The organism is Streptomyces sp. NPDC021225 (assembly GCF_044332865.1).
In the GTDB taxonomy this organism is placed as follows: domain Bacteria; phylum Actinomycetota; class Actinomycetes; order Streptomycetales; family Streptomycetaceae; genus Streptomyces.
This window is the reverse complement of record NZ_JBIRPV010000007.1, coordinates 130,842-157,079: the sequence shown is the minus strand read 5'-3', so window position 1 is coordinate 157,079 and position 26,238 is coordinate 130,842. Positions and strand designations below refer to the sequence as shown.

Genomic DNA, 26,238 nt, shown 5'->3' with positions numbered 1-26,238 from the left:
GCCACGGCGTAAAGGACTATTTTCGCGACAAACGGTGACGGTGCGAGGGCCGGAGGGCCGGGACGCCGCCTCAGCTCGGCCAGTACGTCGTACGCCACGCCCTCGGCCCCGGGTGCGGCATCCGGCGGGCGGGGATGGTGCGGGCCGGGTCGGACCACTCCGGCGGCGCGCCCTCGCCCTGCGCGGCGGCCGCGGCGGCCGCCGCGCGCGCCTGGACCACCGCGAGCGCGGCGGCGAGCTCCTCCGGGGTGGGATTGCCCCGTACTATCTTGATCATGGAAACAGCCCTTCCTGGAGGGGGATGGGGGATGTTGCCTACGGCGGGATCTTCGCCTACAGCGGGATGTTGCCGTGCTTCTTCGGGGGCAGGCTCTCGCGCTTGTTGCGCAGTGAGCGCAGGCCCTTGACGATGTGGCGGCGGGTGTCGGACGGCATGATCACCGCGTCGACGTAGCCGCGCTCGGCGGCGGCGTACGGGTTGAGGAGCGCCTCCTCGTAGTCGGCGATCAGCTCGGCGCGGGTCGCCTCGGGGTCCTCGGCGGCGGCGATCGTCCGCCGGTGGAGGATGTTGACGGCGCCCTGGGCGCCCATGACCGCGATCTGCGCGGTCGGCCAGGCCAGGTTGAGGTCCGCGCCCAGGTGCTTGGAGCCCATGACGTCGTACGCGCCGCCGAAGGCCTTGCGGGTGATGACGGTGATCAGCGGCACGGTGGCCTCGGCGTAGGCGAAGATCAGCTTCGCGCCGCGCCGGATGATGCCGTTGTACTCCTGGTCGGTGCCGGGCAGGAAGCCTGGCACGTCCACGAAGGTCAGGACGGGCACGTTGAAGGCGTCGCAGGTGCGCACGAAGCGGGCGGCCTTCTCCGAGGCGTCGATGTCCAGGCAGCCCGCGAACTGGAGCGGCTGGTTGGCCACGATGCCCACCGGGTGGCCCTCGACCCGGCCGAAGCCGGTGAGGATGTTCGGCGCGAAGAGCGGCTGGGTCTCCAGGAACTCGCCGTCGTCCAGCACGTGCTCGATCGCCTTGTGCATGTCGTAGGGCTGGTTCGCCGAGTCCGGGATGAGGACGTCCAGCTCCTGGTCCTCGTCGCTGACCTGGAGGTCGGCCTCGTCGGGGAAGGCCGGGGGCTCGGAGAGGTTGTTGGACGGGAGGTAGGACAGCAGCGCCTTGACGTACTCGAAGGCGTCCTTCTCGTCGGCCGCCATGTAGTGGGCCACGCCGGAGGTGGTGTTGTGGGTACGGGCGCCGCCGAGGGCCTCGAAGCCCACGTCCTCGCCGGTGACCGTCTTGATCACATCCGGTCCCGTGATGAACATGTGCGAGGTCTGGTCGACCATCACCGTGAAGTCGGTGATCGCGGGGGAGTAGACGGCCCCGCCCGCGCACGGTCCGACGATCAGGCTGATCTGCGGGATGACGCCCGACGCATGAACGTTTCGGCGGAAGATCTCGGCGAACAGGCCGAGGGCGACCACGCCCTCCTGGATCCGGGCGCCACCGCCGTCGTTGATGCCGATGATCGGGCAGCCGGTCTTCAGGGCGAAGTCCATCACCTTGACGATCTTCTCGCCGTAGACCTCGCCGAGCGAGCCGCCGAAGATCGTGAAGTCCTGGGAGTAGACGCAGACCGGGCGGCCGTCCACCGTGCCGTAGCCGGTCACCACGCCGTCGCCGTACGGGCGGTTCTTCTCGATGCCGAAGCTGGTCGAGCGGTGCCGCGCGAACTCGTCGAGTTCGGTGAACGAGCCCTCGTCGAGGAGCAGATTGATGCGCTCTCGCGCGGTCAGCTTGCCCTTGGCGTGCTGCTTCTCCACCGCTCGCGCCGAGCCCGCGTGGGTGGCCTCGTCGATGCGGCGCTGGAGATCCGCGAGCTTGCCCGCGGTGGTGTGACGATGGGGAATCTCGGAGGAGATCTCAGGCTCGGACATCGGGATGCGGCTCCTGCTCGTCCTCGGGGCCTTGCGGAATCAGGCCGTGAAACGGGGGTCGGCGGGCGGGAAAAGGGTGCTTGCGCCGGCTGGGCTACCGGCACGTAGCGTATCGGCGGGACTGTATGCGGGCACTGCGTCGTTGGCCACACCTCCTCACCCTAGGCTGGCGCGTATGACGCCATCTGACACCCCGGGCGGCCGGGGCGGCCGCTGGTCCGACCTGGAACGTCCCCCGCTGGTCGAGGCCGCGCTGCGGCGCGCGCTGGTGCGGCCCGGCGGGCTGTGGACCGAGCTCGACGTGGTGCAGGCGACCGGCTCCACCAACACCGATCTGGTCACCCGGGCGGCCGCGGGCGCCCCGGAGGGCGCGGTGCTCGTGGCCGAGGAGCAGACCGCCGGGCGCGGACGGCTGGACCGCACCTGGACCGCCCCGCCCCGCTCCGGGCTGTTCTTCTCGGTGCTGCTGCGGCCGGGCGCCGCCGGGGTGCCCGGCGAGCGCTGGGGCTGGCTGCCGCTGCTCGCCGGCGTCGCGAGCGCCGGGGCGCTGTCCCGGGCGGCGGGCGTGGACACCGCGCTGAAGTGGCCCAACGACCTGCTGGTGACGGTCGAGGGCCAGGAGCGGAAGTTCGGCGGGATCCTCGCCGAGCGGACCGGTGACGCGGTGGTGATCGGCGTCGGCCTGAACATCTCGCTGCACGCCGACGAGCTGCCGGTGCCGACGGCCGGTTCGCTGGCGCTCGCGGGCGCCGTCTCCACCGACCGGGACCCGCTGCTGCGGGCCGTGCTGCGGTCGATCGAGGAGTGGTACGGGGAGTGGCGCCGGTTCGAGGGCGACCCCGGGGCCTGCGGGCTCCAGGAGACGTACGCGGCGGGGTGCGCGACCCTGGGCCGTAGGGTGCGTGCCGAGCTGCCCGGCGGCGGGGAGCGCGTCGGCGAGGCCGTCGCCATCGACGGCGACGGGCGGCTGGTGCTCGCCACCGAGGGCGGTGTGCAGGAGCCGGTCTCCGCCGGGGACATCGTGCATCTGCGGGCCGTGTCGTAGCTCCGGGTACGGAGTCGGGGCGGTGGTCCGGCAGCGAGCGGGCGGAGATTTTTTGAGCCCTGGGGCAAAGAGTTTTCCCAGCTTCCCCGGGGAGAGTGAGCTAGGGCACACCTGACGTATCGTTGTGGCGGTCCGTCCAGTTCGGGGCGGCCGTGAGCCGGAAACCGAACTACCGGAAGAGGGAACGGAAGGGCAGTGCGCAGGGATCGGACAGGGGGCCGCCGGTGACCGCCGACGACAGGGATTCCGGCGCGGCTCCGGACGCCGGGGCCCGGGGCGCGGCCGCCGATGACGCCGACGCCCCGCCCGTCGACGGGGGTGCGGTCGGCGGCGGTGGCGGCGAGCCCGAAGTGGACCCTCTCTCGCTACGGCTCGAGCAGCTGATCCTCGGGGCGGAGCGGCAGTACACCCCTTTCCAGGCGGCCCGCAGCGCCGGGGTGTCCGTGGAGCTGGCCACCCGCTTCTGGCGGGCGATGGGCTTCGCCGACATCGGCCAGGCCAAGGCGCTCACGGAGGCGGATGTGCTGGCGCTGCGGCGGCTGGCCGGCCTGGTGGAGGCGGGGCTGCTCAGCGAGCCGATGGCCATCCAGGTGGCGCGGTCGACGGGCCAGACCACGGCCCGGCTGGCCGACTGGCAGACCGACTCCTTCCTGGAGGGGCTCACCGAGCCGCACGAGACCGGCATGACGCGGACCGAGATCGCCTACCCGCTGGTGGAGCTGTTGCTTCCGGAGCTGGAGGAGTTCCTGGTCTATGTCTACCGGCGGCAGCTGGCGGCCGCGACGGGCCGGGTGGTGCAGACGGCGGACGACGCGGAGATGGTCGACCGGCGGCTGGCGGTCGGCTTCGCGGACCTGGTGAGCTTCACCCGGCTGACCCGGCGGCTGGAGGAGGAGGAGCTCGGCGAGCTGGTCGAGGCGTTCGAGACCACGGCCGCCGACCTGGTGGCCGCGCACGGCGGCCGGCTGATCAAGACGCTGGGCGACGAGGTGCTGTACGCGGCCGACGACGCGAGCATCGCGGCCGAGATCGGGCTGCGGCTGATCGAGACGCTGACCCATGACGAGACGATGCCCGAGCTGCGGGTCGGGATGGCCTTCGGGACCGTCACGACCAGGATGGGCGATGTCTTCGGCACGACGGTGAACCTGGCCAGCCGGCTGACCTCCATAGCCCCGAAGAACGCGGTCCTGGTGGACGGCGCGTTCGCGGAGGAGCTGGGGCGGCTGAGGGCCGCCCCGGTGTCGGAGGTCCAGGCCGCGGAGGAGGCGGCCGCCGCGGAGAAGGAGGGCGAGGAGCCGCCCTCGTACCGCTTCGCGCTCCAGCCGACGTGGCAGCGGCCGGTGCGTGGGCTGGGGGTCGTGGAGCCGTGGCTGCTGACCCGGCGGGGCTGAGGGGGCAGGGCTGAGGCGCGTACCGCCGAGTGCGCCGTCGAGTTCCCGTACGGGGGTTCTGCGTACTTATGTGCGCAGTTCCTGTGTCTCTTCAGGGAAGCCCGGGGTGCAGGACTGCCGTATCGCGCTAGCCTACCTGCGCGCGAGATGAGTGGATCTTGGCGATCCCGGCGAGCCTCGAGCTCATGCCCTCGCGCTGTCGGCCTGTACCGAAGACAGAAGCCAGGAGCACTGTGAGCCAGCCTTACGAATCGGTCGCCCAGCCGACTGCCGTTCCCCCTCCGGGCTGCCCGGCGCATGCCGGCGGCACCGGAGCCGAGCCGCTTTACACGGCCGAGTTCTTCCAGGACCCGTACGCCGTCTACAAGCGGCTGCGCGAGACCCATGGCCCGCTCGCGCCCGTGGAGCTGGACCCGGGCGTCACGGCCGTGCTGTGCGTCGGTTACGAGACGGCCCTGGAGATCCTTCGGCGCCCCGAGACGTTCTCCAAGGACGCGCGCAACTGGCGGGCGAGAAATGAGGGCCGGGTCCCCGAGGCCACCCACTCCGCCCAGCTCATCAGGCCCCGGGCCCAGGCCGGCTGGGTGGACGGCGAGGCGCACCGGCGGCTGCGCAGCGCCATCGACGACAGCATGAGCCGGATCGACCCGGGGGCGCTGCGCGGCTATGTGGAGCGCATAGCCGACTCGCTGATCGACCAGTTCGCCGCGGCGGGCGAGGCCGATCTGATCCCCGAGTACTGCCAGCTGGTCTCGATGCTGACCGTCGGCGAGCTGTTCGGCTGCCCGAAGGACATCGCGGACCGACTGTTCGGGGCCATGGCGCAGCTGCTGGACGGTCAGGACCCGATGGCCGCGGCCCAGGAGGTCGATGCCACGCTGCTGGCCCTGATCGAGCTCAAGCGGACGGAGCCGGGTCCTGACGTCACCTCCTGGCTGATCGCCCACCCGGCGCGGTTGACCGACGAGGAGCTGATCGAGCAGCTGCTGCTGATGATGGGCATGGGCAGCGAGCCGGTGCCCAGCCTGATCAGCAACGCCCTGCGGGTGCTGCTGACCGACGAGAACTTCGCGGGGGACCTCGCGGGCGGGGGCATGCTCGTCGAGGACGCCCTGGACGAGGTGTTGTGGACCGCACCGCCGCTGGCCAATCTGGCTGTGCACTTCCCGCTGCGGGACGTCACGATCAGCGGGACCCGGCTGCGCGCGGGCGAGCCCGTGGTGATCAGCTTCGCCGGGGGCAACCAGGACGCGCTCGAATCCTCCCAGCACAAGCAGGGAAACCGGGCTCACCTGGCCTTCAGCGCCGGGCAGCACACCTGCTCCGGCCGCAGCCAGGGGCGGCTGATCGCGACCGCGGCCATCGAGAAGCTGCTGGACCGGCTTCCGGACATCGAGCTCGCCGTCGACGCCGAGAAGCTGGAGTGGCGCCCGGGGCTGTACCAACGCGGGCTGACCGCGCTCCCGGTGCGGTTCGCGCGCGTCGGCGAGCCGCCCAAGGCCGCGGAGTGGGACGCCGGGCCCGAGCCGGCGGCCCCCGCTCCTGCTGCTCCGACCTCGGCCCCTGAGGTCACGGTCCAGGGGATCCCCGCCGCCCCGACCGCCCCGCCCGCCCCGTCGGCGCCGCCGGCGGTGCCGGGCGCGGAGGTGGCGGCCGTGGTGGAGCCCGGCGGTGCGCCCGGGGAGGCGGCCAAGCCGAAGCCGACCGGCGTGCTGGCCTTCCTGGCCCGATGGCGACGCTCGCGCAAGTGACCGGTGCCCCGTCGCCCCCGGCGTCCACTGGCCGGGGGCGGCGCGGGCTGCGATGATCCGTCCCGACGTGTTCACGGTCGTTAACCGGGAGGGTCGTGTGAGTGAGCAGCGCTACGGCGAGTGGGTCGCGGTCCGGCGGGAAGACTTCGTGGCCGAGCTGGTACTGGACCGGCCCAAGGCCATGAACGCCGTCTCCACGGGGATGGCGCGGAGTATCGCCGAGGCGTGCGCCGCGCTGGCCCAGGACAGGTCCGTACGGGCCGTGGTGCTGTCCTCCAGCCACGAGCGGGCCTTCTGCGTGGGCGCCGACCTGAAGGAGCGGAACTCCCTGAGCGACGCCGAGCTGGGGCGGCAGCGGCCGCTGGCGCGCGCCGCCTACACGGGGGTGCTGGAGCTGCCGGTGCCGACGGTGGCCGCCGTGCACGGCTACGCGCTGGGCGGCGGCTATGAGCTGGCCCTGGCCTGCGACCTGATCGTCGCGGACGGCACGGCGGTGGTCGGGCTGCCCGAGGTCTCGGTCGGGGTGATCCCTGGCGGCGGCGGCACCCAACTGCTGCCGCGCCGGGTCGGGGCCGCGCGCGCCGCCGAGCTGATCTTCACGGCGCGGCGGGTGGCCGCCGCTGAGGCCCATGAGCTGGGCCTCGTCGACCGGCTGGCCGCGGACGGCGAGGACCGTACCGAGGCGCTGGAGCTGGCCCGGCGGATCGCCGCGAACTCCCCGGTGGGGCTGCGGGCGGCCAAGCGGGCGCTGCGGGTCGGTTACGGACTCGATCTGCGGGCAGGGCTCGAGATCGAGGACGCGGCCTGGCGGTCGGTGGCCTTCTCCGGGGACCGGGCGGAGGGCGTGGCGGCCTTCAACGAAAAGCGCACACCGAACTGGCCCGGCGAATAGCCCGATACGGGACAAGGCAGAATTCGCCGAACATTCCTACGCTGGACTGTGCGGTGTGCGCGGCAGGGGAATGTGAGGCGTGGTGACAGGCGAGGGTGATGCGCGGCTGACGGCCGTGGTGGGACTGGCGCAGGCGATGGCGGCCGCGCACACCCCGCGTGAGGCGGTGCGGTCCGCGGCGGAGGCCGCGCGCCGCGCGCTCGGCGGGAGCTTCGCGGCGGTTTCGGTGTGGGAGCGGGAGCTGGGGCGGCTGCGGGTGCTGGTCAACAGCGGGGAACTGGCCGAGGGGGAGGAGGAGTTCCCCGAGCACGAGTCCTATCCGGTGCACGAGTTCCCCGAGATCACCGAGTTTCTGCATGAGCAGTGGGCGCGGGGCGGGGAGCCGCACGCGTGGGTGGAGGTGGCGGGCGGTCCGGGCGTGGACCCGTACGCGGGCACGGGCGCGGCGGGCGGTCCGCAGGGGGTGCTGCGCGGCGTCAGCCCCGGGCGGGCGGCGGCGCTGCGGCGGCGCGGGCGCGGCAGCTGCGTCGTCGCGCCGATCGTGCTGCACGGCCGGGCGTGGGGCGAGCTGTATGTGGCGCGGCGGGCCGGGGGGCCGGTGTTCGGCCGGGCCGACGCCGACTTCGCGACCGTCCTGGCCGCGGTGACCGCCGCCGGGATCGCGCAGACCGAGCGGCTGGAGGAGGCCCGCAAGCTGGCCTTCACCGACCCGCTGACCGGGCTCGGCAACCGCCGGGCGGTGGACATAAGACTGGACGAGGCGCTGGAGGCGCACCGCCGTGACGACTCGGTGGTGGTGAGCCTGGTGATGTGCGACCTCAACGGGCTCAAGCAGGTGAACGACACGCTGGGGCACGCGCTGGGCGACCGGCTGCTGGAACGGTTCGGCTCGGTGCTCTCGCTGTGCGGCGCGATGCTCCCGGGGGCCCTGGCGGCCCGGCTCGGGGGCGATGAGTTCTGCCTGGTGGAGGTCGGCCCGTCGGCGGACGAGGTGGTGCGGGTGGCCGACGAGCTGTGCCGCCGGGCCGCCGAGCTGGAGCTGGGTGAGGGGGTCGCGTGCGGGGTGGCCTCGACGGGTGACCCGATCGGCCCGGTGCACAGCGCCCGCCGGCTGTTCCGGCTGGCGGACGCGGCCCAGTACCGGGCGAAGGCCGCCCGCTCGGCGAAGCCGGTGGTCGCGGGGCGCGAGGGGGGTCCGGAGGACCCGGTGGTCCGCCTCGCGGACAGCGCCGCCGCGGACAGATCGATCCGCGCCCCCGAACGCCGCCGCTTCCGCGGCCGGCTCTAGCCGCCGCGTGAGCCCGCCGCAGGCGGCGAGAGCGCTGCCGGGTCGGGCGGCGGGTGACAGGCGGGGATTCAGTATCTAGGGTGCCTGAATATGGATATGCATTCTGTAGTGCTGGGTACCTCCGGGACGACCGCGACCGACGTGCTCGCCGTCGCCCGCGGCGGCGCGCGGGTCGAGCTGTCCGAGGACGCCATGGCCGCCGTCGCCGCCTCGCGCCGGATCATCGACGACCTCGCCGCCAAGCCGGAGCCCGTCTACGGCGTCTCCACCGGCTTCGGCGCGCTCGCCGTCCGCCACATCAGCCCGGAGCTGCGCGTTCAGCTACAGCGCAACATCGTGCGCTCGCACGCCGCGGGCATGGGGCCGCGGGTCGAGCGCGAGGTGGTGCGCGCGCTGATGTTCCTGCGGCTGAAGACGCTCGCCTCGGGCCGCACCGGCGTGCGCCCGGTGGTCGTACGGACCATGGCCGCCGTGCTCAACGCGGGGATCACGCCCGTGGTGCACGAGTACGGTTCGCTGGGCTGCTCCGGAGACCTCGCCCCGCTCTCGCACTGCGCGCTGACGCTGATGGGCGAGGGGGAGGCCGAGGGGCCGGACGGGGCGCTGCGCCCGGCCGCCGAGCTGCTGGCCGAGCACGGCATCGAGCCGGTCGAGCTGCGCGAGAAGGAGGGGCTCGCGCTGCTCAACGGCACCGACGGGATGCTGGGCATGCTGCTCATGGCCTGCGAGGACCTGGGGCGGCTGTTCACCGCCGCCGATGTGACGGCCGCGCTGTCGCTGGAGGCGCTGCTGGGCACCGACCGGGTGCTGGCCCCCGAGCTGCACGCCATCCGGCCGCACCCGGGCCAGGCGGCGAGCGCGGACAACATGCTGCGGGTGCTGGCCGGATCCGGTCTCACCGGGCACCACCAGGACGACGCGCCGCGGGTCCAGGACGCCTACTCGGTGCGCTGCGCGCCCCAGGTCGCGGGCGCGGGCCGGGACACGCTCACGCACGCCCGGCTGGTCGCCGACCGCGAGCTGGCCGCCGCCGTGGACAATCCGGTGGTGCTGCCGGACGGCCGGGTGGAGTCCAACGGCAACTTCCACGGGGCGCCCGTCGCCTACGTCCTGGACTTCCTGGCGGTCGCCGCGGCCGACCTCGCCTCGATCGCCGAGCGCCGCACCGACCGGCTGCTCGACAAGAACCGCTCGCACGGCCTGCCGCCGTTCCTGGCGGGGGACGCCGGCGTGGACTCGGGTCTGATGATCGCGCAGTACACCCAGGCGGCGCTGGTGAGCGAGATGAAGCGGCTGGCGGTGCCCGCCTCCGTCGACTCCATCCCCTCCTCGGCGATGCAGGAGGACCATGTCTCGATGGGCTGGTCGGCGGCGCGCAAGCTGCGTACGGCGGTGGACAACCTGACCCGCGTGATCGCGGTGGAGCTGGTCGCGGCCACCCGCGCGATCGAGCTGCGGGAGGGGCTGACGCCGGCCCCCGCGAGCCGGGCGGTGCTGGCGGCGGTGCGCCGGGCGGGCGTCGAGGGCCCGGGGGCGGACCGCTATCTGGCGCCGGACCTGGCGGCCGCGGACGCGTTCGTACGGTCGGGGCAGCTGACCGAGGCGGCGGAACAGGTGACCGGACCCCTGGCCTGAGCGGCCTCCAGCGCCTGGCTAGTACGCCTCGGGGCGCGTGCGGCGTACGGACGCGGTCACCATCGCGACCCCGAGCCCCAGGAAGGCCGTGCCGCCGATCAGGTACGGGGTGACGTCCACGCTGCCCGTGTCGGCGAGGTTCTCACCGGAGGCGGGCTGGGCGGCTCTCGTCTGTGCGGCGGGGGCCTGGCCCTCCCGCTCGACGGTGGCGTTCGCGGAGGGGACGAACCACAGGGCGCACAGCAGCGAACCCGCGGCGGCGGCGGTCATCAGCGGTCGGCGTGCGGACAACTGCATCCTCCTTGAGGCGGCGGTGAATTGGCCTCGTGCGTCCGATCGTAGTGACAACTGCGGGTCGCGCGGAAGCGAGACCCCCCGGAGGCATACCCTCCGTCGTATGGGCAGTCCGAAGACATCATGCTTTGCCCGGCTATGCCGGGTTTGGGTGCGAGTGCCCCCCAGGGATCCTCGAAGATCCGTGTCCCGACGCGCCGGAGTGGAACGGAGTCCTGCGATGTTGCGTCCTGGAGGATAAGAGGGGACGGGACGACTGCGCCGCACGGGTGCCGGTTACCCCGGTCGGGCCACCGGCTTGACCGGCGCCTTTGCTAAGTGGCCTTGCGCACAGTTTTACTGTGCGAGGAACCGGCCAAAAGGTACAGGCGTTCTTGTCAGATAGGTCCGGGGTTTCTGGGGTCCAGATCAATGGAGAAGCGTGTGATGACGGACGGCAAGCGCCGTAGGGGGCTGGTGGCCGCGGCCGCCGTGCTCAGCGGAGTACTGACCCTCGCGGCGTGTGGTGGGGGCGGCGACGGCGGCAGCGACGGCAACAAGAACAACGCCGGCGGCGACAAGTCGCAGTCGCAGGTGGACGAGGCGGCCGCCAAGGACGCGTCGGAAGCCCACATCAAGATCACGCCCAAGGCCGGAGCCACCAACGCGGGCATCAACAGCGACACCAAGGTCACCGTCTCCGGCGGCACACTCAAGGACGTGAGCATGACCGCGGCCGCGACCGGTACCAAGGTCCCCGGCTCCATATCGTCCGACGGGAAGTCCTGGAAGCCGAGCGGGCAGCTGGAGCGGTCCACCCAGTACAAGATCGCCGCGACGGCCGAGGACTCCAAGGGCCGCAAGGCGACCGAGAACTCCTCCTTCACCACCGTCTCGCCGGCGAACAGCTTCATCGGCAACTTCACGCCGGAGAGCGGCGCGACGGTCGGCGTCGGCATGCCCGTGTCGATCAACTTCGACAAGGCGATCAGCGACAAGAAGGCCGTCCAGTCGGGCATCACGGTCAGCTCCAGCAGCGGTCAGCAGGTCGTCGGCCACTGGTTCGGCAGCCAGCGGCTGGACTTCCGGCCGAATGAGTACTGGAAGGCCAACTCGACCGTCACCCTGAAGCTGGACCTCGACGGCGTCGAGGGCTCGCCGGGGGTGAAGGGCGTCCAGGAGAAGACCGTCACCTTCAAGATCGGCCGCTCCCAGGTCTCCACGGTCGACGCCGAGGCCAAGACCATGAAGGTCGTGCGCGACGGCAAGCTGTTCAAGACCATCAAGATCTCGGCCGGCAGCCCGCAGAACACGACCTACAACGGTCAGATGGTGATCTCCGAGAAGTTCAAGGAGACCCGGATGAACGGGGCCACGGTCGGCTTCACGGACAGCGACGGCAAGGGCGAGTACGACATCAAGGACGTGCCGCACGCCATGCGCCTGACCACCTCGGGCACCTTCATCCACGGCAACTACTGGGGCGCCAAGTCCATCTTCGGCGCCGTCAACACCAGCCACGGCTGCGTGGGCCTGTCGGACACCAAGGGCGCGAACGACCCGAACACCGACGGGACCTGGTTCTACAACGAGTCGCAGATCGGTGACGTCGTCATCGTGAAGAACTCGAAGGACCGGACCGTCGCGCCGGACAACGGCCTGAACGGTTGGAACATGAAGTGGAGCGAGTGGGTCGCGGGCAGCGCCACCGGCGCCTGACGCACCCTTAGCACTTCCGCCCCGGGCGGCGGTCGGCCTTCTCGGGCCGGCCGCCGCCCGTCGGCTTTCTCAGCCCGCTCTCATCCTGCCCTTATCCGCTCATCACACGACGCCCCTACCGTCGCGCGCATGTTCTTCACCTACCTCCGGCGCGAGCTGCGCCGCCGTAGAAAGGCGGCGCTCGTCGTCGCCTCGGGTCTGGCACTGGGCATCGCGCTCGTCATCGTCGTCACCTCGGTGTCCTCCGGCATGGAGCGCGCACAGGGCAAGGTGCTGGAGTCGCTGTACGGCCTGGGCACCGACATGACCGTCACCAAGGCCCGCGAGGCGTCCTCGGGCAGCAACCAGAACTCGCGCCCGCGCTTCGAGTTCGACGCCCGCGACAGCGACGACGACAAAGAGCAGAGCAGCGACCGGGTGATGGTGCAGGGCTTCCAGACCCTGTCCGCCGCGACCGTGACCAAGATCGGGAAGCAGGACGGGGTCGCCGACGCGGTCGGCGGGCTGAACCTCCAGGTCCTGAAGGTCAGCGGGCAGTTCAACCGGGGCGAGTTCAAGCAGAACCCGAACGCCGGCGGCAACCGGCAGGGCGGCGGCCCCGGCGGCGAGGGCGGCGGCGCGCCGCAGGGGCAGGTCGAGGGCGGCGGCGCCCAGTTCGACGTCAACTCCTTCTCCGTCTACGGGGTCGACGTCTCCCACCTCGGCCTCGGCCCGCTGACCTCCTCCAGGATCAGCAAGGGCAAGACCTTCACCAGCGCGCAGGGCAACGCCAAGGCGGCGGTCGTCGACAGCGCGTACGCCAAGGAGAAGAAGCTGGCGCTGGGCGACGACGTCACCATCTCCGGCACCAAGTTCGAGATCATCGGGATCGCGACCGCCGACAGCGGCTCGTCCGCCGCGAACGTCTACATCCCGCTCAAGCAGGCGCAGACCCTCTCCGACTCCAAGGACAAGGTCACCACCGTCTACGTCAAGGCGGCCGACTCGCAGCGCATCGACGGCGTCAAGTCGGCCATCCAGAGAAACGTCTCCGGCACCACGGTCACCACCTCCGCCGACCTCGCCAAGACCGTCTCAGGCTCCCTGTCCACCGCCTCCGACCTCGCCTCCAACGTCGGCAAGTGGCTGTCCATCGCCGTCCTGGCCGCCGCCTTCCTGGTCGCCGGGCTGCTCACCTCCTCGGCGGTCAGCCGCCGGGTGCGGGAGTTCGGCACGCTCAAGGCGCTGGGCTGGAAGAGCGGCCGGGTCACCCGCCAGGTGGTGGGCGAGGCCCTGGTCAACGGGCTGCTCGGCGGGGCGCTCGGGATCGCGCTCGGCCTCGCGGGCGCCTACGCGGTGACCGCGATCAGCCCCAGCCTCACCGCCCAGCTGGGCTCCACCGGAGGCGGCGCGGGCGGCGGCATGGGCATGGGCGGCCCGGGCGGCGGCGGGCCCGGCGGCATGGGCGGCGGGCTGCGCCAGGCCGCGACCAAGTCGCTGGACGTGGCGCTCACCGCCCCGGTCAGCGCGGCCACCATCGCGCTCGCGGTCGGCCTCGCCGTCGCGGGCGGGCTCGTGGCGGGCGGCTTCGGCGGCTGGCGCGCCTCGCGGCTGCGCCCGGCGGACGCGCTGCGCCGCGTCGAGTAGCCCGGCGATCCCCACCCTCAGCCCACGCCTGAACGCCTGACCAGGAGTCAAGGAGTCACCCCATGTACCAGCTCAGCGGCGTCACCAAGCGCTACCGGCGCGGCAAGGACACCGTCGACGCCCTCGCCGGCGTGGACCTGACCATCGAGGACGGCGGCCGTCTGGTGATCCAGGGCCCCACCGGCGGCGGCAAGTCCACCCTGCTCCAGATGCTCGGCGGCCTGGACCGCCCCACCTCCGGCGCGGTCGAGCTCGACGGCGTCGATCTGGCCTCGCTCAGCGAGGCCCGGCTCACCAAGGTCAGATCCGAGAACATCGGCTTCGTCTTCCAGAGCTTCAATCTGATCCCCACGCTCACCGCGCAGGAGAACGTGGAGACCGCCCTCGTCCCGCTGGGCGTCAAGGCCGCCGAGCGGCGCGGGCGCGCCGCCGAGGCGCTGGAGTCGGTCGGGCTCGGCGAGCGGCTCGGGCATCTGCCCGGGGAGATGTCCGGCGGCCAGCAGCAGCGCGTGGCGATCGCCCGCGCGCTGGTCAAGCGCCCCAAGGTGCTGCTCGCCGACGAGCCGACCGGCAACCTGGACGAGTCGATGCGCGACGAGATCATGACCCTGCTGGAGGGGCTGTGGGAGGAGCACGGCCTGACCTTCGTCATGGTCACCCACGACAGCGCCATCGCCCGCCGCGCCCCGCGCCTGGCCACGATCGAGAAGGGGAGGGTGAAGGTCACCGAGCGCGCCGCCTGAGCCGCCCGGATCCATCCGGTACGGGGCGTCAGCGTCGGCGCAGGTCCTTGGCGCGTACGTAGCGCAGGCCGCAGGCGTCCTCGTACGGGTCGCCGTCCGCGCCGAACAGGCTCTGAATCGGCTGCATCGGAAGCCAGGTCAGCCCGTATGCCCAGCGCCGGACGGTCTGCCAGAAGCGCGGCCGCCCGCCGTCCGCGTCGCGCACCACCCGGGCGGCGAACAGGAATTTGCCGATCGTCGTCCGGAAGATCCAGGGCCCCAGCACATGGTGGAGGAAGGACAGCCCGAACACCCCGGCCAGGGCGGTGCCCCAGAACGGCTCCGGCCCACCGAGGGCGGGAATGAGCCGCACGGTGATGGCCATGCCGCCGAAGAGGGCGATCAGGCCGTCCGCGGTCGCCGAGAACCACCGCCGGAAATCGCCGATGGCCTCGGGGACGGCGGGCGGCTGTGGCTGGGGCTGAGGATGCGGGGGATGGGCGTACGGGTGCGGGTAGGGCTGCCGGGCCTGGGAGTCGATCATGTGGGGCATCCTGCCGCGCGTCTGTGACGTTCTTTTCTCAAGACGGTGCGCGGCCGGTATCGATGCGGTGAGAGAGGTGTGGCGCGGCGCCGAGTGGCGGCGCCGCCGCACCCCGGGAGAATGGGCCGAGGGGATGATGTCCGGCCGCCGCGACGGCCGGGGCCCGACCCGGAGGCGCCGATGCCCGAAGTCAGCGAGCCCTACCAGCCCGGCACCCCCTGCTGGATCGATGTGGTGGCCCCCGACCAGGCGGCCGCCCTCGGCTTCTACGCCGGGGTCCTCGGCTGGGAGGGCAGCCCCGGCCCGCCCGAGACCGGCGGATACGCGCTGTGCACCCTCAAGGGCAGACCCGTGGCCGGGATCATGTCGGCCGAGTCGATGGGCGACCAGCCCGTGCCGCCGCCCGCCTGGACCACGTACTTCGCCTCCGCCGACGCCGATGCCACCCTTCAGGCGATCACCCGCAACGGGGGGACCGTGTTCACCCCGGCCGTGGAGGTGATGAACCTGGGGCGGATGCTGGTGGCGGCCGATCCGACCGGGGCGGTCTTCGGCGTCTGGGAGCCGCGGGAGTTCCCCGGCGCGGGCATCGTCAACGAACCCGGCGCACTGATCTGGAACGAGCTCAACACCACCGACCACGAGGCGGCCGCCGCCTTTTACGAGGCGGCGCTGGGCATCCGGAGCGCCCCGATGGAGGGCGCCGAGGGCTACTTCGCCCTGTCCGTGGACGGCCGCCCGGTGGGCGGGATGCAGCAGCTGAGCGAGGACGCCGCGGCCGACGTGGGCTCGCAGTGGCTGGTCTACTTCGCGGTCGCGGACACCGACGGGGCCGTGGCGCGGGTGCTCTCGGCCGGCGGAACGGTGGGCCGGGAGCCCTTCGAGATGGTGGCGGGCCGGATGGCCGTGGTCCGCGACTCGCAGGGGGCGGCGTTCGCCCTGATCGCCCCGAAGCCGATGACCACGTGAGGATGACCGCGGTTCAGCCCGCGTCGGCCCGCTTGAGCACGAAGTAGCCCCCGGTGGAGCCGAGATACGCGTAGCGCTGGTTCGGGTGCAGCTGCTTCGCGTACTGCACGAGCTCCCCGGGCGTGCGCTCCGGCTCCTGGAGGGCTATGTAGTCCGGCACGACATCGCGGGTGTTGCCGACCCACAGCACCCGGCAGCGGTTGGTGAGCCGGCTGATCGGCCCCACGTTGGCCTCGACCGACGCCCCGTCCGGGATCCTGGCCAGCAGCCGCTCGACCTCGGTGACTTCCTTGGGCTTTTCGTAGAAGTCCGGGTTGGTGAGGTTCTCCAGGGGCAGCGAGGCGGTCAGCGCCAGCGCCGCGGCCGCGACCATGCCGGGCAGCTGCCGGGCGTACGAGGCCAGCCAGGCGCGGTCGCTGTCGCGGGCGCGGTCTGTGGCGTCGACGAGGGCGAGCGCGACGATCGGCATCAGCACCGCGCTGTAGTGCCAGTCGGTGCCCCAGTAGTGGTCGTCGTGGGAGACCAGGCGCCAGCCGAGGGTGGGCACGGCGGCCAGCAGCAGCGGGGAGCGCAGCGCGAGCAGGCCGCTGGTGGGCAGCAGCACCCACAGCAGGGTGCGCACCGCGGTCTCGAAGGGGATGGTCCCGGTCTGCTCGCCGCCGCTGCCGACCTTGTCCCAGTAGTCGTACGAGCCGCCGCCGTTGAAGCTCGGGATGATCACCCCGAGCGCCAGGGCGGAGGCCAGCACGCCGAAGCCGATGAGGCCGATCGCGAGCGGGACGATCCGCGGCGGGCGCTCCTGCCAGGCGCGGATCACGATCACGGCGCCGATCGCGGCCACCGTGGCCCCCATGTCCTCCTTGACGAAGACGAGCGGGGCGGCCCAGAGCATCGCCGCGTACCAGCGCCGGAGTATCACCGCCTCCAGGGAGAAGGCGAGCAGCGGCATGGCGAAGGCGATCTCGTGGAAGTCGAAGTCGACGGCGCGCTGGACGCCCCAGGACAGCCCGTACGCGACGCCGATCGCCAGCCCCCGGCCCCGCCCCAGCAGGCGCGTCGCCACGCGGGTGACGGGGATGATCGACAGGGCGAAGAGGGCGGCCTGGGCGACCAGCAGGGTGACGGGGGAGGGAAAGACCCGGTAGAACGGGGCGAGCAGGGCGGTGACCGGGCTGAAGTGGTCGCCGAGGATGTTGAAGCCGGGGCCCTTGAGATCGGCGACGGGGGTCCGGAGATGGGCGTAGGAGCGTATCGCCTGCTCGAAGATGCCCAGGTCCCAGGACATGGTCGCCATCCGCCGGTAGCGGGTGATCGACACCGCCGCGAAGGCCACGAAGAAGGCCGAGGCCAGCCAGTACGGGTCGAGGCGCGGGTGCCGTAGCCCGGCGGCCGAGGCACCGCCCGGCCGGGCGCGGTCCAAGGTGGCGGTCGCTCCCTCGGTGGTGGTGCCGGGAGGGAGTGCGGCGGCCGTGTCCATCCAGGGTCCTTATCGTGTGGGCGGTCTGTGCGAAAAGATACCGAAGGAGGCCGGAGGGTTGCAGAAACGGTTTGGGCGGGCGCTGATTCCAGGGCTCGCCGTGCTGCTGGCCGTCGCCGGGTGTTCGTCCGGGTCCGAGAAGGACGACGACGGCCGGAGCGGCGCAAAGCAGAGCAGGGGCGGACAGAGCAGCGGTGGACAGAGCAGCGCTGGACAGGGCGGCGCGGGGCAGGCGGTCATTCCGCTGAAGAACCCGGACGGTACGAAGCCGGGCCTGGCGCCCGTGACGACGAAGACGGACCGGGTCGCGGCCGAACGGCTCATCGACCAGTTGGTCACCAAGGGACGGGGGCCGAGGACGGGCTACGAGCGGGACAAGTTCGGCTACGCGTGGATGGACACGGCCGACGGGGTGCCGCTGGCGCGGAACGGCTGTGACACCCGGAACGACCTGCTGCGCCGCGACGGGCAGGAGCTGCGCTTCCGGTCCGGCTCCGACTGTGTGGTCGTCGCCATGACGCTGCACGACCCGTACACCGGCAAGACCATCGAGTGGCGCAAGGAGAAGGCCGCCGAGGTGCAGATCGACCATGTGGTGCCGCTGTCGTACAGCTGGCAGATGGGCTCCTCGCGCTGGCCGAAGAGCAAGCGCCAACAGCTGGCGAACGACGTGCTCAACCTGATCCCCGTCGACGGCCGGGCCAACTCGTCCAAGGGCGACTCCGGGCCCGCGTCCTGGCTGCCGCCCGACACCTCGATCCGGTGCGCGTACGCGGCCCGCTTCGCCCAGGTCGCGCTCAAGTACGAGATACCGGTGACCGCCGCCGACCAGCGGATGATGCGGCAGCAGTGCGCCGGGTGACCCGCACCACATCGAGCCGCACATGAAGCCGCCCGCGCGCCGGGTCGGCGCGCGGGCAATGTCGGCCTTTTCGACCGGCTTTCGACGGGCTTTCGACCGGCCTTCGATCAGAGGGCGTCGAGGTCGACGATGTCCCCGGTCGGGGCCTTGGCGTCGACCGGCTTGTCGAAGTCGCTGAACGTGACCGTGCCGGGCTCCTTGCCGCCCTTGATGACCATCTTGAGGATGTACGGCTTGCCCTCGGTGGCGACGTAGGTGGTGTACGTCTCGTCGCCGTCGGTCTCGGTGAGGGTGATCGCGGGCTTGCCGTCGACCGTGGTGGTCTCGCCCTTGCGCGCGAGGTTGGGGCCGGCCTCGAAGCCGGCCAGCATCGCGTCGGAGTCGCAGAAGGCGGTGAAGTCCTTGGCATCCGCGCCGCTGGCCTTGGACTTGGTCCAGCGCTCGCCGATCGCCTCGGCCGCCGCCGCGCCGTCCTCGCCGCCCTGTGACTTCCAGAAGGCGCGGTCGAACTTCATGTAGACCAGGCCGCCGGTCTTGATCAGCTCGACACCGCCGTCGGCGCCCATGCTCACCTTGCCCGCGCAATCGCCCTTGTTGTCCGAGGACATGTGGTACTTCATGGAGCCGCCGTCGACGATGCCGTCCAGGTCCGTGGTCAGGGACGTCGCCGACTTCATCGCCTTCATGGCCTTGTTGGCTATCTGCGGACCGGTCAGCTTCTCCAACTCGGAGCCGGGGGCCTTGGTGGACGCCGTGGCCTTCGAACTCGCCGAGACCGACTGCCCGGACTTGCCGGCTTCGCCGCCCTTGTCGCCGTCGGAGCCGCAGGCGGTCAGGGCGAGTGCGGTCACGGCGCACAGCGCCGCCAGGGTCGTGGTGGAGCGCATCAGTTCGTCTTCTTCCAGTTCTTGCAGCCGTTGGTCTTGAAGTATCCGTCGCCGGCGGCGATGGTCACCACGCCGTTTCCGGAGACGTTCTCGTTGGCGATGATCGAGTCGATGCCGTGCAGGGCGTCCTTGTCGCGCTCCCAGTAGCAGGTGTCGTCATCGGCGTTGCCGGTCGACTTGTATGTACCGGGGGCGAGGTCGGCCCCGATCCGGTACATGCCGCCGTTCCCGTCCACCTCGGACTTGGGGGTGCCGGAGGCCTTGGCGGGGACCGCCTCCCAGCCGTGGCAGTCGTTCGACTTGAAGATCTTGTCGGTCGCCTTGATCGTCACATAGGCGGTGCCCATGACGTTGTCGTTGGCGATGAGCGAGTCGGTCTCGCCGCTGGAGTCCTTGGCCCGCTCCCAGTAGCACATGCCGTCGGTGTTGTCCGTGGACATGTAGGTGCCGGGCTTGACGTCGGAGCCGACCTGGAAGGTGCCGTCGCCGCCGATGGCGGCCTCGGCCTTGGGCTTTTCGGCCTTGTCGGCCTTGTCAGCCTTGTCGGCGGAGTTGTCCTTCGAGCCCCCGCCGGACGAGGTCCCCTGGGCCGAGGTGCCCTTGTCCTTGTCCTTGTTGTCGTCTCCGCCTCCCGCCAAGGCGCCGCCGATGGCGATCACCACGACGAGCGCCCCCGCCCCGGTCAGGACCTTGTGCCGGGCGAACCAGTTCTGCTTCGTCTGCTGCGACATGCGGCAGCCCACCCCTATCTGACGCTCTTATCGGGGCCGGAGTGGCCCCGTGAACCGATGGGTCAATCACAGCAGAGTCTGTGAACCGAGTCAACAAGAATCAGTTGAGCGGTAGGATTCACGGCGTGAACGTATCTCTTTGAAGATCGCGATCGATATGCTCGACGCCACAGCCGCACACGGGACGGGAGTCAGCCAGGTGGCCGACAACGCAGCAGAGGTGACCGCCGCCGGGATCGCCCGGCTGGCCGGGGTCGGCCGGGCCGCCGTCAGCAACTGGCGGCGCCGCCACGCGGATTTCCCCAAGCCGGTCGGCGGCACCGAGACCAGCCCGACCTTCGCCCTCGGCGAGGTCGAGCGCTGGCTGCGCGCCCAGGGCAAGCTCGCCGAGGTGCCGCTGCGCGAGCGTCTCTGGCAGCTGCTCGCCGGGCATCCGGCCGGGGCCCCCGCCGCGCTCGGCCACATCGGCGCCGTACTCCTCCTCGTACGGGACCGGCCCGCCCGCTGGCGCCAGTTGAGCGAGGCCGCCGATCCGCAGCTGGCCGAGCTGCTGCCGCCCGCGCTCGCCCCGGTGCTGACCGCCCGGCTCGGCGAGCAGCACCCCGTGCCCGTCGCGGACCCGGACGGGCTGCGGCCCTTCGTACCGCTGCTGCGCCAGGCGGCCGAGCTGGCCGCCGAGGCGGGCCCGCGCGAGGCGTACGAGTTCCTGGTCGGGCGCCATCTGGACGCCAACCCGCGGCAGTACACGGTCACCCCGCCCGACCTCGCCGAGCTGATGGCCGCCCTGGCGGGGGTGGCGGGCGGCCCGGCGGGTCCCGAGGGCGCCGGGGGTCCTGAGGGGGCCGGGCCCATCGTTCTCGACCCCGCCTCCGGCACCGGCGGCCTGCTGCGCGCCGTTCTGCGCACCCACAGCGCGGCCACGCTGTACGCCCAGGAGCTGGACCGCGACCTGGCCGCCCTCACCGCGCTGCGGCTGGCCCTGGCCCACGACGCCCACGACACCCACGGCGCCCAGGTGCGGGTGTACGGCGGCGACAGCCTGCGCGCGGACGCCCTGCCCCAGCACACCGCCGACGCGGTCGTCTCCCACCCGCCGTTCAACGAGCGCAACTGGGGCCACGACGAGCTCGCCTACGACCCCCGCTGGGAGTACGGCTTCCCGGCCCGCACCGAATCCGAGCTCGCCTGGGTCCAGCACGCCCTCGCCCACGTCCGCGACGGCCGCCCCGCCGTGCTGCTGATGCCTCCCGCCGCGGCCTCCCGCCGCTCCGGCCGCCGCATCCGCGCCGATCTGCTGCGGCGCGGCGCGCTGCGGGCGGTGGTCGCGCTGCCCGCCGGGGCCGCCCCGCCGTACGGCATCCCGCTGCATCTGTGGGTGCTGTGCCGCCCCGGGGCCGGGCAGCCGGCCGCGCCCCGGCTGCTGCTGGTCGACGCCGCGGCGGCCGCGGCCTCGGCGGCGGCCCCGGGCGACGGCCCGGTGGCGGGGGTCCCCGGGTATCCGGCGGCCGCGGCCTCGCCCGGCCGGGACAAGCTGCCCTGGCAGCTCGTGCGCGACACCGTCCTGGACGCCTGGCGCGCCTTCGACAGCGGCGGCGGCGCCCCCGAGCGGCCCGGGGTGTGCCGGGTGGTGCCCGTGATCGAACTCCTCGACGACGACGTCGACCTCGCTCCTGCCCGCCATCTGCCGCCGCCCGCCGCGGGCGGCGGCGCCGAGGAGCTGGCCGCCGTCCGCGACCGGCTCACCGCCACCCTGGCCCGTACCGTCGAACTGACCCCCGTGGCGCCCGCGGGCCCGGATGGACCCGAGGACCGGGCGGCGGGCCCGGCGGCCGGGGCGCAGAGCCAGCGCTGGCCCATGACCACCGTCGGCGAACTGGCCCGCGCCGGCGCCCTGGTGCTGCGCACCGGCAGTGCGGCGACGGCGGCCGCGGGGCCGGGGGCGCCCCCTCTGCTCACCGAGTCCGATGTGCTCACCGGGACCGGCCCCAGCGGCACCCTCCCCGCCGCCCAGGCCCCCGCGCCCGGCGCGGCGGCCGGCGAGCGGCCCGAGGCGCCCGCCGAGGAGCCGGTGCTGACCGCGGCGGGCGATGTCGTGGTGCCGCTGATCGGCGGCGGCACCGTCGCCCGCGTGGTGGACGAGGCCGCGGCCGGGGCCGCGCTCGCCCGCAATCTGTGTCTGCTGCGGCCCGACCCGGAGGCGCTGGACCCGTGGTTCCTCGCCGGGTATCTGCGCGGCAGCGCCAACCAGCGGCAGGCCAGCAGCTATGCGTCGACCGCCACCCGGCTCGACGTACGCCGCCTGCGGTTGCCCCGGCTCCCGCTCGCGGACCAGCGGCGCTACGGCCAGCAGTACCGCACCCTCGCCTCCTTCGAGGAGGCGCTGAGGCTCGCGGGGCGGCTGGGGGAGCAGTTGATGCGAGGGCTGTACGACGGACTCGCCGACGGTACCGTCCAGCCCCATTGATCGCGCTTATGTGATCAAAGAGACGCCGGATTCCGTACAACCCGGGTTCCCCTCGCCACGTCGATGTATACGCTCAAGCGCGCGCCCGCACGCGCGCGAGCACACCCTCGGCACCAGGTCCCCAGGAGCAGCAATGCACGGCTACGCACCCGCGCCGCCGCCCCGCCCCGCGTCCACCGCGACGGTGGCCGTCCTGCGGGTGGTCTTCGTCGCCCTGTCGCTGCTGACCTTCGGCCTGCTGTCGTGGGTGACGATGCTGCGCGTGGCCATCCTGCGCCGCCGCGCGCTCGACTGGCTGCTGTTCTGGGGCACCTGTGTGGTGGTGGTGCTCGCGTTCGTGGAGTTCGGGACCGGCCCGGACGAGCCCGACGCGCTGGCGTACACGACCCTGACGGTCATGTTCCTGCTGGCCGTAGGCGTGTCGACGCACTACCTGATCGTGGACATCAGGCACCACCGCCCGGCGCCGGCCGCGGGGCCGTACGTCCCGCCGGGGTACCCGCACCCGCCGGGGCCCTACGGCTACCCGGCCCCGCCGCACCAGCCCGTGCCGCCGCACCAGCCCGTCCAGCCCCACCCGCAGCCATACGCCCAGCCGCAACCCCAGCCGCAACCCCAGCCGCAACCCCAACCCCAGCCTCACCCGCAGCCGGAGCGCATCCAGCGTGTGCGCGCCGAGTTGGATGAGCTCAGCGACTACCTCCGCAGAGAGCAGGGCCGTTGAACGGACGCGTCGTCGCCGACCGCTATGAGCTGGCCATGCTCCTCGGCCAGGGCGGCATGGGCCAGGTGTGGACCGCGTACGACCGGCGGCTCGACCGCCGCGTCGCGGTCAAGCTGCTGCGCCCCGACCGGATGGCGATACCCAACGACGACGTGGACGACCTGCGCCGCCGCTTCGTACGCGAGTGCCGGGTCACCGCGCAGGTCGACCACCGCGGTCTGGTCACCGTGCACGACGCGGGCAGCGACGGCGACGACCTGTACCTGATCATGCAGTACGTCGAGGGCGCCGACCTCGCCGACCACCTCGCCGAGCACGACCCCTACCCCTGGCAGTGGGCGGTGTGCGTCGCGGCCCAGCTGTGCGCCGTGCTCTCCGCCGTCCACGCGGTGCCGATCGTGCACCGCGACCTCAAGCCGCGGAACGTGATGATCCGCCCCGATGGCTCGGTGACCGTCCTCGACCTCGGCGTGGCCGCCGTCCTGGACACCGACACCACCCGCCTCACCCACACCGGATCGCCCATCGGCAGCCCCGCCTACATGGCGCCCGAGCAGGCCATGGGCGGCGCCGTCGGCCCGTACACCGACCTGTACGCGCTGGGCGTGCTGCTGCACGAACTCCTCATCGGCAATGTGCCCTTCGCCGGCTCCACCGCCCTGGGCGTGCTGCACCGCCATCTCTACGAGCCGCCGGTCCCGGTCCGCCAGGCGCGGCCCGAGGTGCCCGAGGCGCTGGAGGCGCTGGTGCTGCGGCTGCTCGCCAAGGACCCCCAGCACCGGCCGGCCGACGCCCAGGAGGTCTACCAGGCGCTGGTTCCACTGCTGCCCTATGCCGCCGTGGCGCCCGGTGTCGCCGCCACCGGCCCCATGGATCCCACGCGCCCCTTCCTGCGCCCGCACGCCCCCTGGCCGGACCGCCCCGCCCCGCCGACCGTAGCCCCTCCACCGCCCGCGCCCACCGCCCCCGCGCGCTCGGATGTGGCGGAGGCCGTGGACGAGGTCAAGCGCCTGCTCGACCAGGGGTGGATCACCCAGGCCGTGGACATCCTCGGCTCGATCCTCCCGGCGGCCGCCGCCGAGCACGGCGAGCTGTCCCCGGTCGTACGGTCGCTGCGCAAGCAGTACGCGGTGACCCTCATGGACGACGGGCAGTACCGCCGCGCCCTGCCCGAGCTGCGGCGCCTCGCCGACGAGTACGCCGCCGAGTCGGGCCCGGAGGCGCTGCGCAAGTCCCTTCAGTTCCGCTACGAGGCGGCCCAGTGCCTCGAGCAGCTCGGCGAGGCCGCACAGGCGCTGGTCGAATACCGCACCCTGCTCCCGTACTTCGAGCAGTACGCGGCCACCGACCCCACCCCGCCGCTGGAGATCCGCCGCCGCATCGGGCTCCTGCTGCTCTCCCTCGGCGACCGCCCGGCCGCCCATGACATGCTGGCCCGCCTTCTGTTCGACGCCGAGCGGCTGCACGGCCCGCATCATCCCTTTCCGGAGGAAATCCGCCGTACCCTGCACTGGCTCGGGCAGGTCCGCGGCTAGCGAGGTGGCCGGAGCCCAGGCGAATCGTTGTCGAAGCAGTGGCTTCGGCCGCGCCGACTCCATACCATCGATCAACGCCAGGTCGATCTATGCCGGGAGACTTGATGCAGCATCCCTCTGGGGGGCGACCCCCATACCGTCGACAGACCCGCGCCACCCTCGCCATCCCCGCCGCGTCCGCCCTGCTGCTCGCCGCACCGCTGCTCACGGCCTGCGGTAATGACGCGCACCCCGGGGCCGCCGCCGTCGTGGACGGCAGCCGGATCACCGTCTCGCAGCTCCAGGCGAGGGTCAACGACGTCCGGGACGCACAGCAGGGCTCTGCGAAGTCCGAGCAGCTCGTGGCCAACAGCGGTCAGCTGAGCCAGAACACCCTGATCCGCATGATCCAGTTCCGGGTGATCGAGCGGGCCGGCAAGGACAACGAGGTGCGGGTGACCCGCCGCGATGTGCAGCAGTACCGCAAGGCCGCCGAAACCCAGTCCGGCGGCGGCGCCGCGCTGCGCGGCCTCTACCTGGAGCAGGGCATCGCCCCGGACGGCATCGACGACGCGATGCGGATGGAGCTGACGCGCAACGCGCTGGTCACCAAGCTCGGCACCGCCAAGGTCAACGAGGTCTTCGCCAGTACCTCCAAGAAGCTGGGCATCGAGGTCAACCCGCGCTACGGGACCTGGGACGACCGGCGGGGCACGGCCGTGCTGACCAAGGAGGCCTGGCTGCGCACCTCCGAGGACGTGAGCCGGCAGGCGTAGGTTACGTTTCAAGGGTGACCGCCTCCCAAGACCTCAACAGCGCTCCCACCGGCCGTATCGTCCTGCTCACCACCAGCCACCGGGTGGCGCCCGGGCTGCTGTCGTGGCCCGCGTGGCAGGCGCTGCGCGGCGCGGACCGGGTGCTGTGCGCGGACCCGGCCCATCCGCAGCTGCCGTATCTGCGGGAGGCGGGCGTCGTCGTGGAGGAGGCGGCGCCCGGCGCTCGGGAGCTGGTCGACTACTGCACCGTCGAGCCGGGCCGCACCGCCGTGGTGATCACCTCGGCGGACGGGGACTCCGGGCTGACCGACGGCCTGGCCCGGCTCGCCGGGTCCGGGCGGGAGCGGATGCCGGATCTGGAGCTGCTGCCCGGCGCGTACGACCTGCCGGGCGCGCGCCTGCTGGACCTGGTCCAGGTGATGGACCGGATCCGGGTGGAGTGCCCGTGGAGCGGCGCCCGCACCAGCGAGGAGCTGGTCAAGTACGGCATCGAGGAGGCGTACGAGCTCGTCGAGGCCATCGAGCAGGGCGACCGCGAGGCGCTGCGCGAGGAGCTGGGCGACGTTCTGCTCCAGGTCGTCTTCCACGCCCGGATCGCGCAGGAGGACCCGGACGAGCCGTTCTCGATCGACGAGGTGGCGGGCGGGATCGTGGACAAGCTGGTCCACCGCCATCCGCATATCTTCGGCGAGGAGGCGGCCGAGACCGCCGAGGACGTCAAGGCGCACTGGCTGCGTACGAAGGCGATCGAGAAGCAGCGCGACTCGGTCACCGACGGGGTGCCGCTCGGTCAGCCCGCCCTCGCGCTGGCCGCCAAGCTGGCCTCCCGCGCCCGTACGGAGGGCCTGGCGGTGCCGGTCCCCGAGGGCGAGGGCGTCGGCTACGAACTGCTGGCCCTGGCCGTGCGGGCGGCCGAGCGGGGCATCGAGCCCGAGACCGCGCTGCGCGCCGCGGCCCGTACGTACCGCGACGCGATACGGGCGGCCGAGGCCGCCCGGCGCAAGGCCGGATAACGC

General features: G+C 72.5%; 23 protein-coding genes. 16 read left to right on the top strand and 7 right to left on the bottom strand.

The window, feature by feature from the left end; genetic code table 11:
* Positions 1–70 precede the first annotated feature (70 nt).
* Together ACH4S9_RS29535 and ACH4S9_RS29530 are read right to left on the bottom strand one after the other, a co-directional pair.
* On the bottom strand, positions 71–277 hold the full coding sequence (locus tag ACH4S9_RS29535) for an acyl-CoA carboxylase epsilon subunit (protein WP_398374533.1): 207 nt from the start codon (positions 275–277) through the stop codon (positions 71–73).
* 56 nt (positions 278–333) lie between these two features.
* Positions 334–1,929 (bottom strand): acyl-CoA carboxylase subunit beta, encoded by a 1,596-nt coding sequence (locus ACH4S9_RS29530; protein ID WP_385349636.1) that lies wholly within the window; start codon positions 1,927–1,929, stop codon positions 334–336.
* Positions 1,930–2,104: 175 nt separating this feature from the next.
* Here ACH4S9_RS29530 and ACH4S9_RS29525 point away from each other — a divergent pair, with 175 nt between their 5' ends.
* From ACH4S9_RS29525 to hutH, 6 genes are all read left to right on the top strand, one after another.
* Positions 2,105–2,974 carry a biotin--[acetyl-CoA-carboxylase] ligase gene (locus ACH4S9_RS29525; protein ID WP_311729342.1) on the top strand — a complete coding sequence of 290 codons (870 nt, stop codon included), beginning with the start codon at positions 2,105–2,107 and terminating at the stop codon, positions 2,972–2,974.
* Between the two features lie 224 nt (positions 2,975–3,198).
* Positions 3,199–4,368, top strand: a complete 1,170-nt coding sequence (locus tag ACH4S9_RS29520; protein ID WP_385349640.1) for an adenylate/guanylate cyclase domain-containing protein — start codon at positions 3,199–3,201, stop codon at positions 4,366–4,368.
* A gap of 233 nt (positions 4,369–4,601) precedes the next feature.
* On the top strand, positions 4,602–6,119 hold the full coding sequence (locus ACH4S9_RS29515; RefSeq protein ID WP_398374532.1) for a cytochrome P450: 1,518 nt from the start codon (positions 4,602–4,604) through the stop codon (positions 6,117–6,119).
* A 97-nt stretch (positions 6,120–6,216) separates the two neighbouring features.
* On the top strand, positions 6,217–7,011 hold the full coding sequence (locus tag ACH4S9_RS29510; RefSeq protein ID WP_311729345.1) for an enoyl-CoA hydratase-related protein: 795 nt from the start codon (positions 6,217–6,219) through the stop codon (positions 7,009–7,011).
* A 136-nt stretch (positions 7,012–7,147) separates the two neighbouring features.
* Positions 7,148–8,299, top strand: coding sequence for a GGDEF domain-containing protein (locus ACH4S9_RS29505; protein WP_358847594.1), 1,152 nt, complete (start codon positions 7,148–7,150; stop codon positions 8,297–8,299).
* 96 nt (positions 8,300–8,395) lie between these two features.
* A complete protein-coding gene (gene hutH / locus ACH4S9_RS29500; protein WP_398374531.1) occupies positions 8,396–9,934 on the top strand; it encodes a histidine ammonia-lyase in 1,539 nt (512 codons plus the stop codon).
* A gap of 18 nt (positions 9,935–9,952) precedes the next feature.
* Here the strand turns inward: hutH and ACH4S9_RS29495 are convergent, their stop codons facing one another.
* Positions 9,953–10,231: a hypothetical protein gene (locus tag ACH4S9_RS29495; protein WP_311729347.1), complete on the bottom strand. Its 279-nt coding sequence runs from the start codon at positions 10,229–10,231 to the stop codon at positions 9,953–9,955.
* 423 nt (positions 10,232–10,654) lie between these two features.
* Between ACH4S9_RS29495 and ACH4S9_RS29490 the strand changes: the two genes are divergently transcribed.
* The 3 genes from ACH4S9_RS29490 to ACH4S9_RS29480 all read left to right on the top strand — a co-directional run bounded on the left by ACH4S9_RS29490 (position 10,655) and on the right by ACH4S9_RS29480 (position 14,295).
* Complete coding sequence (locus tag ACH4S9_RS29490) at positions 10,655–11,926, top strand: Ig-like domain-containing protein (RefSeq protein WP_385349651.1); 1,272 nt, start codon at positions 10,655–10,657, stop codon at positions 11,924–11,926.
* A 129-nt stretch (positions 11,927–12,055) separates the two neighbouring features.
* On the top strand, positions 12,056–13,552 hold the full coding sequence (locus ACH4S9_RS29485; RefSeq protein ID WP_398374529.1) for an ABC transporter permease: 1,497 nt from the start codon (positions 12,056–12,058) through the stop codon (positions 13,550–13,552).
* 62 nt (positions 13,553–13,614) lie between these two features.
* Positions 13,615–14,295, top strand: a complete 681-nt coding sequence (locus ACH4S9_RS29480) for an ABC transporter ATP-binding protein (protein WP_311729350.1) — start codon at positions 13,615–13,617, stop codon at positions 14,293–14,295.
* Between the two features lie 28 nt (positions 14,296–14,323).
* Here the strand turns inward: ACH4S9_RS29480 and ACH4S9_RS29475 are convergent, their stop codons facing one another.
* Positions 14,324–14,818 carry an RDD family protein gene (locus ACH4S9_RS29475; protein WP_398374527.1) on the bottom strand — a complete coding sequence of 165 codons (495 nt, stop codon included), beginning with the start codon at positions 14,816–14,818 and terminating at the stop codon, positions 14,324–14,326.
* Positions 14,819–14,998: 180 nt separating this feature from the next.
* On the opposite strand from ACH4S9_RS29475, the gene ACH4S9_RS29470 reads away from it, so the two are divergent.
* Entirely contained in the window at positions 14,999–15,787 is a 789-nt protein-coding gene (locus tag ACH4S9_RS29470; protein ID WP_398374526.1) for a VOC family protein, read from the top strand.
* A 13-nt stretch (positions 15,788–15,800) separates the two neighbouring features.
* Here ACH4S9_RS29470 and ACH4S9_RS29465 read toward each other — a convergent pair whose 3' ends face one another.
* Positions 15,801–17,264 carry a DUF2079 domain-containing protein gene (locus tag ACH4S9_RS29465; RefSeq protein ID WP_358847583.1) on the bottom strand — a complete coding sequence of 488 codons (1,464 nt, stop codon included), beginning with the start codon at positions 17,262–17,264 and terminating at the stop codon, positions 15,801–15,803.
* A 58-nt stretch (positions 17,265–17,322) separates the two neighbouring features.
* Here ACH4S9_RS29465 and ACH4S9_RS29460 point away from each other — a divergent pair, with 58 nt between their 5' ends.
* Positions 17,323–18,126, top strand: a complete 804-nt coding sequence (locus ACH4S9_RS29460) for an HNH endonuclease family protein (RefSeq protein WP_398374525.1) — start codon at positions 17,323–17,325, stop codon at positions 18,124–18,126.
* 107 nt (positions 18,127–18,233) lie between these two features.
* Here the strand turns inward: ACH4S9_RS29460 and ACH4S9_RS29455 are convergent, their stop codons facing one another.
* Positions 18,234–19,013 carry a hypothetical protein gene (locus ACH4S9_RS29455; RefSeq protein WP_398374524.1) on the bottom strand — a complete coding sequence of 260 codons (780 nt, stop codon included), beginning with the start codon at positions 19,011–19,013 and terminating at the stop codon, positions 18,234–18,236.
* Positions 19,013–19,744 (bottom strand): hypothetical protein, encoded by a 732-nt coding sequence (locus ACH4S9_RS29450; protein WP_398374523.1) that lies wholly within the window; start codon positions 19,742–19,744, stop codon positions 19,013–19,015. The genes ACH4S9_RS29455 and ACH4S9_RS29450 overlap by 1 nt, the downstream gene beginning before the upstream one ends.
* A gap of 157 nt (positions 19,745–19,901) precedes the next feature.
* Between ACH4S9_RS29450 and ACH4S9_RS29445 the strand changes: the two genes are divergently transcribed.
* The 5 genes from ACH4S9_RS29445 to ACH4S9_RS29425 all read left to right on the top strand — a co-directional run bounded on the left by ACH4S9_RS29445 (position 19,902) and on the right by ACH4S9_RS29425 (position 26,235).
* Positions 19,902–22,208: a class I SAM-dependent DNA methyltransferase gene (locus ACH4S9_RS29445; RefSeq protein ID WP_398374876.1), complete on the top strand. Its 2,307-nt coding sequence runs from the start codon at positions 19,902–19,904 to the stop codon at positions 22,206–22,208.
* A 133-nt stretch (positions 22,209–22,341) separates the two neighbouring features.
* Positions 22,342–22,932, top strand: a complete 591-nt coding sequence (locus tag ACH4S9_RS29440) for a hypothetical protein (protein ID WP_398374521.1) — start codon at positions 22,342–22,344, stop codon at positions 22,930–22,932.
* A gap of 35 nt (positions 22,933–22,967) precedes the next feature.
* Positions 22,968–24,467, top strand: coding sequence for a serine/threonine-protein kinase (locus ACH4S9_RS29435; RefSeq protein ID WP_352135323.1), 1,500 nt, complete (start codon positions 22,968–22,970; stop codon positions 24,465–24,467).
* Positions 24,468–24,571: 104 nt separating this feature from the next.
* Positions 24,572–25,222 carry a SurA N-terminal domain-containing protein gene (locus ACH4S9_RS29430; RefSeq protein ID WP_361187757.1) on the top strand — a complete coding sequence of 217 codons (651 nt, stop codon included), beginning with the start codon at positions 24,572–24,574 and terminating at the stop codon, positions 25,220–25,222.
* A gap of 14 nt (positions 25,223–25,236) precedes the next feature.
* Positions 25,237–26,235, top strand: coding sequence for a nucleoside triphosphate pyrophosphohydrolase (locus ACH4S9_RS29425; RefSeq protein ID WP_358847576.1), 999 nt, complete (start codon positions 25,237–25,239; stop codon positions 26,233–26,235).
* The last annotated feature ends 3 nt before the right edge of the window (positions 26,236–26,238 follow it).

Bases quoted from the DNA above. Each gene is read 5' to 3' on its own strand.
- ACH4S9_RS29435 (WP_352135323.1), top strand. From the start codon at position 22,968: ATGCTCCTCGGCCAGGGCGGCATGGGCCAGGTGTGGACCGCGTACGAC.
- ACH4S9_RS29475 (WP_398374527.1), bottom strand. From the start codon at position 14,818: ATGATCGACTCCCAGGCCCGGCAGCCCTACCCGCACCCGTACGCCCAT.
- ACH4S9_RS29480 (WP_311729350.1), top strand. From the start codon at position 13,615: ATGTACCAGCTCAGCGGCGTCACCAAGCGCTACCGGCGCGGCAAGGAC.
- ACH4S9_RS29470 (WP_398374526.1), top strand. From the start codon at position 14,999: ATGCCCGAAGTCAGCGAGCCCTACCAGCCCGGCACCCCCTGCTGGATC.
- ACH4S9_RS29495 (WP_311729347.1), bottom strand. From the start codon at position 10,231: ATGCAGTTGTCCGCACGCCGACCGCTGATGACCGCCGCCGCCGCGGGT.
- ACH4S9_RS29455 (WP_398374524.1), bottom strand. From the start codon at position 19,013: ATGCGCTCCACCACGACCCTGGCGGCGCTGTGCGCCGTGACCGCACTC.
- hutH (WP_398374531.1), top strand. From the start codon at position 8,396: ATGCATTCTGTAGTGCTGGGTACCTCCGGGACGACCGCGACCGACGTG.
- ACH4S9_RS29530 (WP_385349636.1), bottom strand. From the start codon at position 1,929: ATGTCCGAGCCTGAGATCTCCTCCGAGATTCCCCATCGTCACACCACC.
- ACH4S9_RS29490 (WP_385349651.1), top strand. From the start codon at position 10,655: ATGACGGACGGCAAGCGCCGTAGGGGGCTGGTGGCCGCGGCCGCCGTG.
- ACH4S9_RS29440 (WP_398374521.1), top strand. From the start codon at position 22,342: ATGCACGGCTACGCACCCGCGCCGCCGCCCCGCCCCGCGTCCACCGCG.
- ACH4S9_RS29465 (WP_358847583.1), bottom strand. From the start codon at position 17,264: ATGGACACGGCCGCCGCACTCCCTCCCGGCACCACCACCGAGGGAGCG.
- ACH4S9_RS29535 (WP_398374533.1), bottom strand. From the start codon at position 277: ATGATCAAGATAGTACGGGGCAATCCCACCCCGGAGGAGCTCGCCGCC.
- ACH4S9_RS29505 (WP_358847594.1), top strand. From the start codon at position 7,148: ATGGCGGCCGCGCACACCCCGCGTGAGGCGGTGCGGTCCGCGGCGGAG.
- ACH4S9_RS29450 (WP_398374523.1), bottom strand. From the start codon at position 19,744: ATGTCGCAGCAGACGAAGCAGAACTGGTTCGCCCGGCACAAGGTCCTG.
- ACH4S9_RS29525 (WP_311729342.1), top strand. From the start codon at position 2,105: ATGACGCCATCTGACACCCCGGGCGGCCGGGGCGGCCGCTGGTCCGAC.
- ACH4S9_RS29445 (WP_398374876.1), top strand. From the start codon at position 19,902: ATGCTCGACGCCACAGCCGCACACGGGACGGGAGTCAGCCAGGTGGCC.
- ACH4S9_RS29430 (WP_361187757.1), top strand. From the start codon at position 24,572: ATGCAGCATCCCTCTGGGGGGCGACCCCCATACCGTCGACAGACCCGC.
- ACH4S9_RS29485 (WP_398374529.1), top strand. From the start codon at position 12,056: ATGTTCTTCACCTACCTCCGGCGCGAGCTGCGCCGCCGTAGAAAGGCG.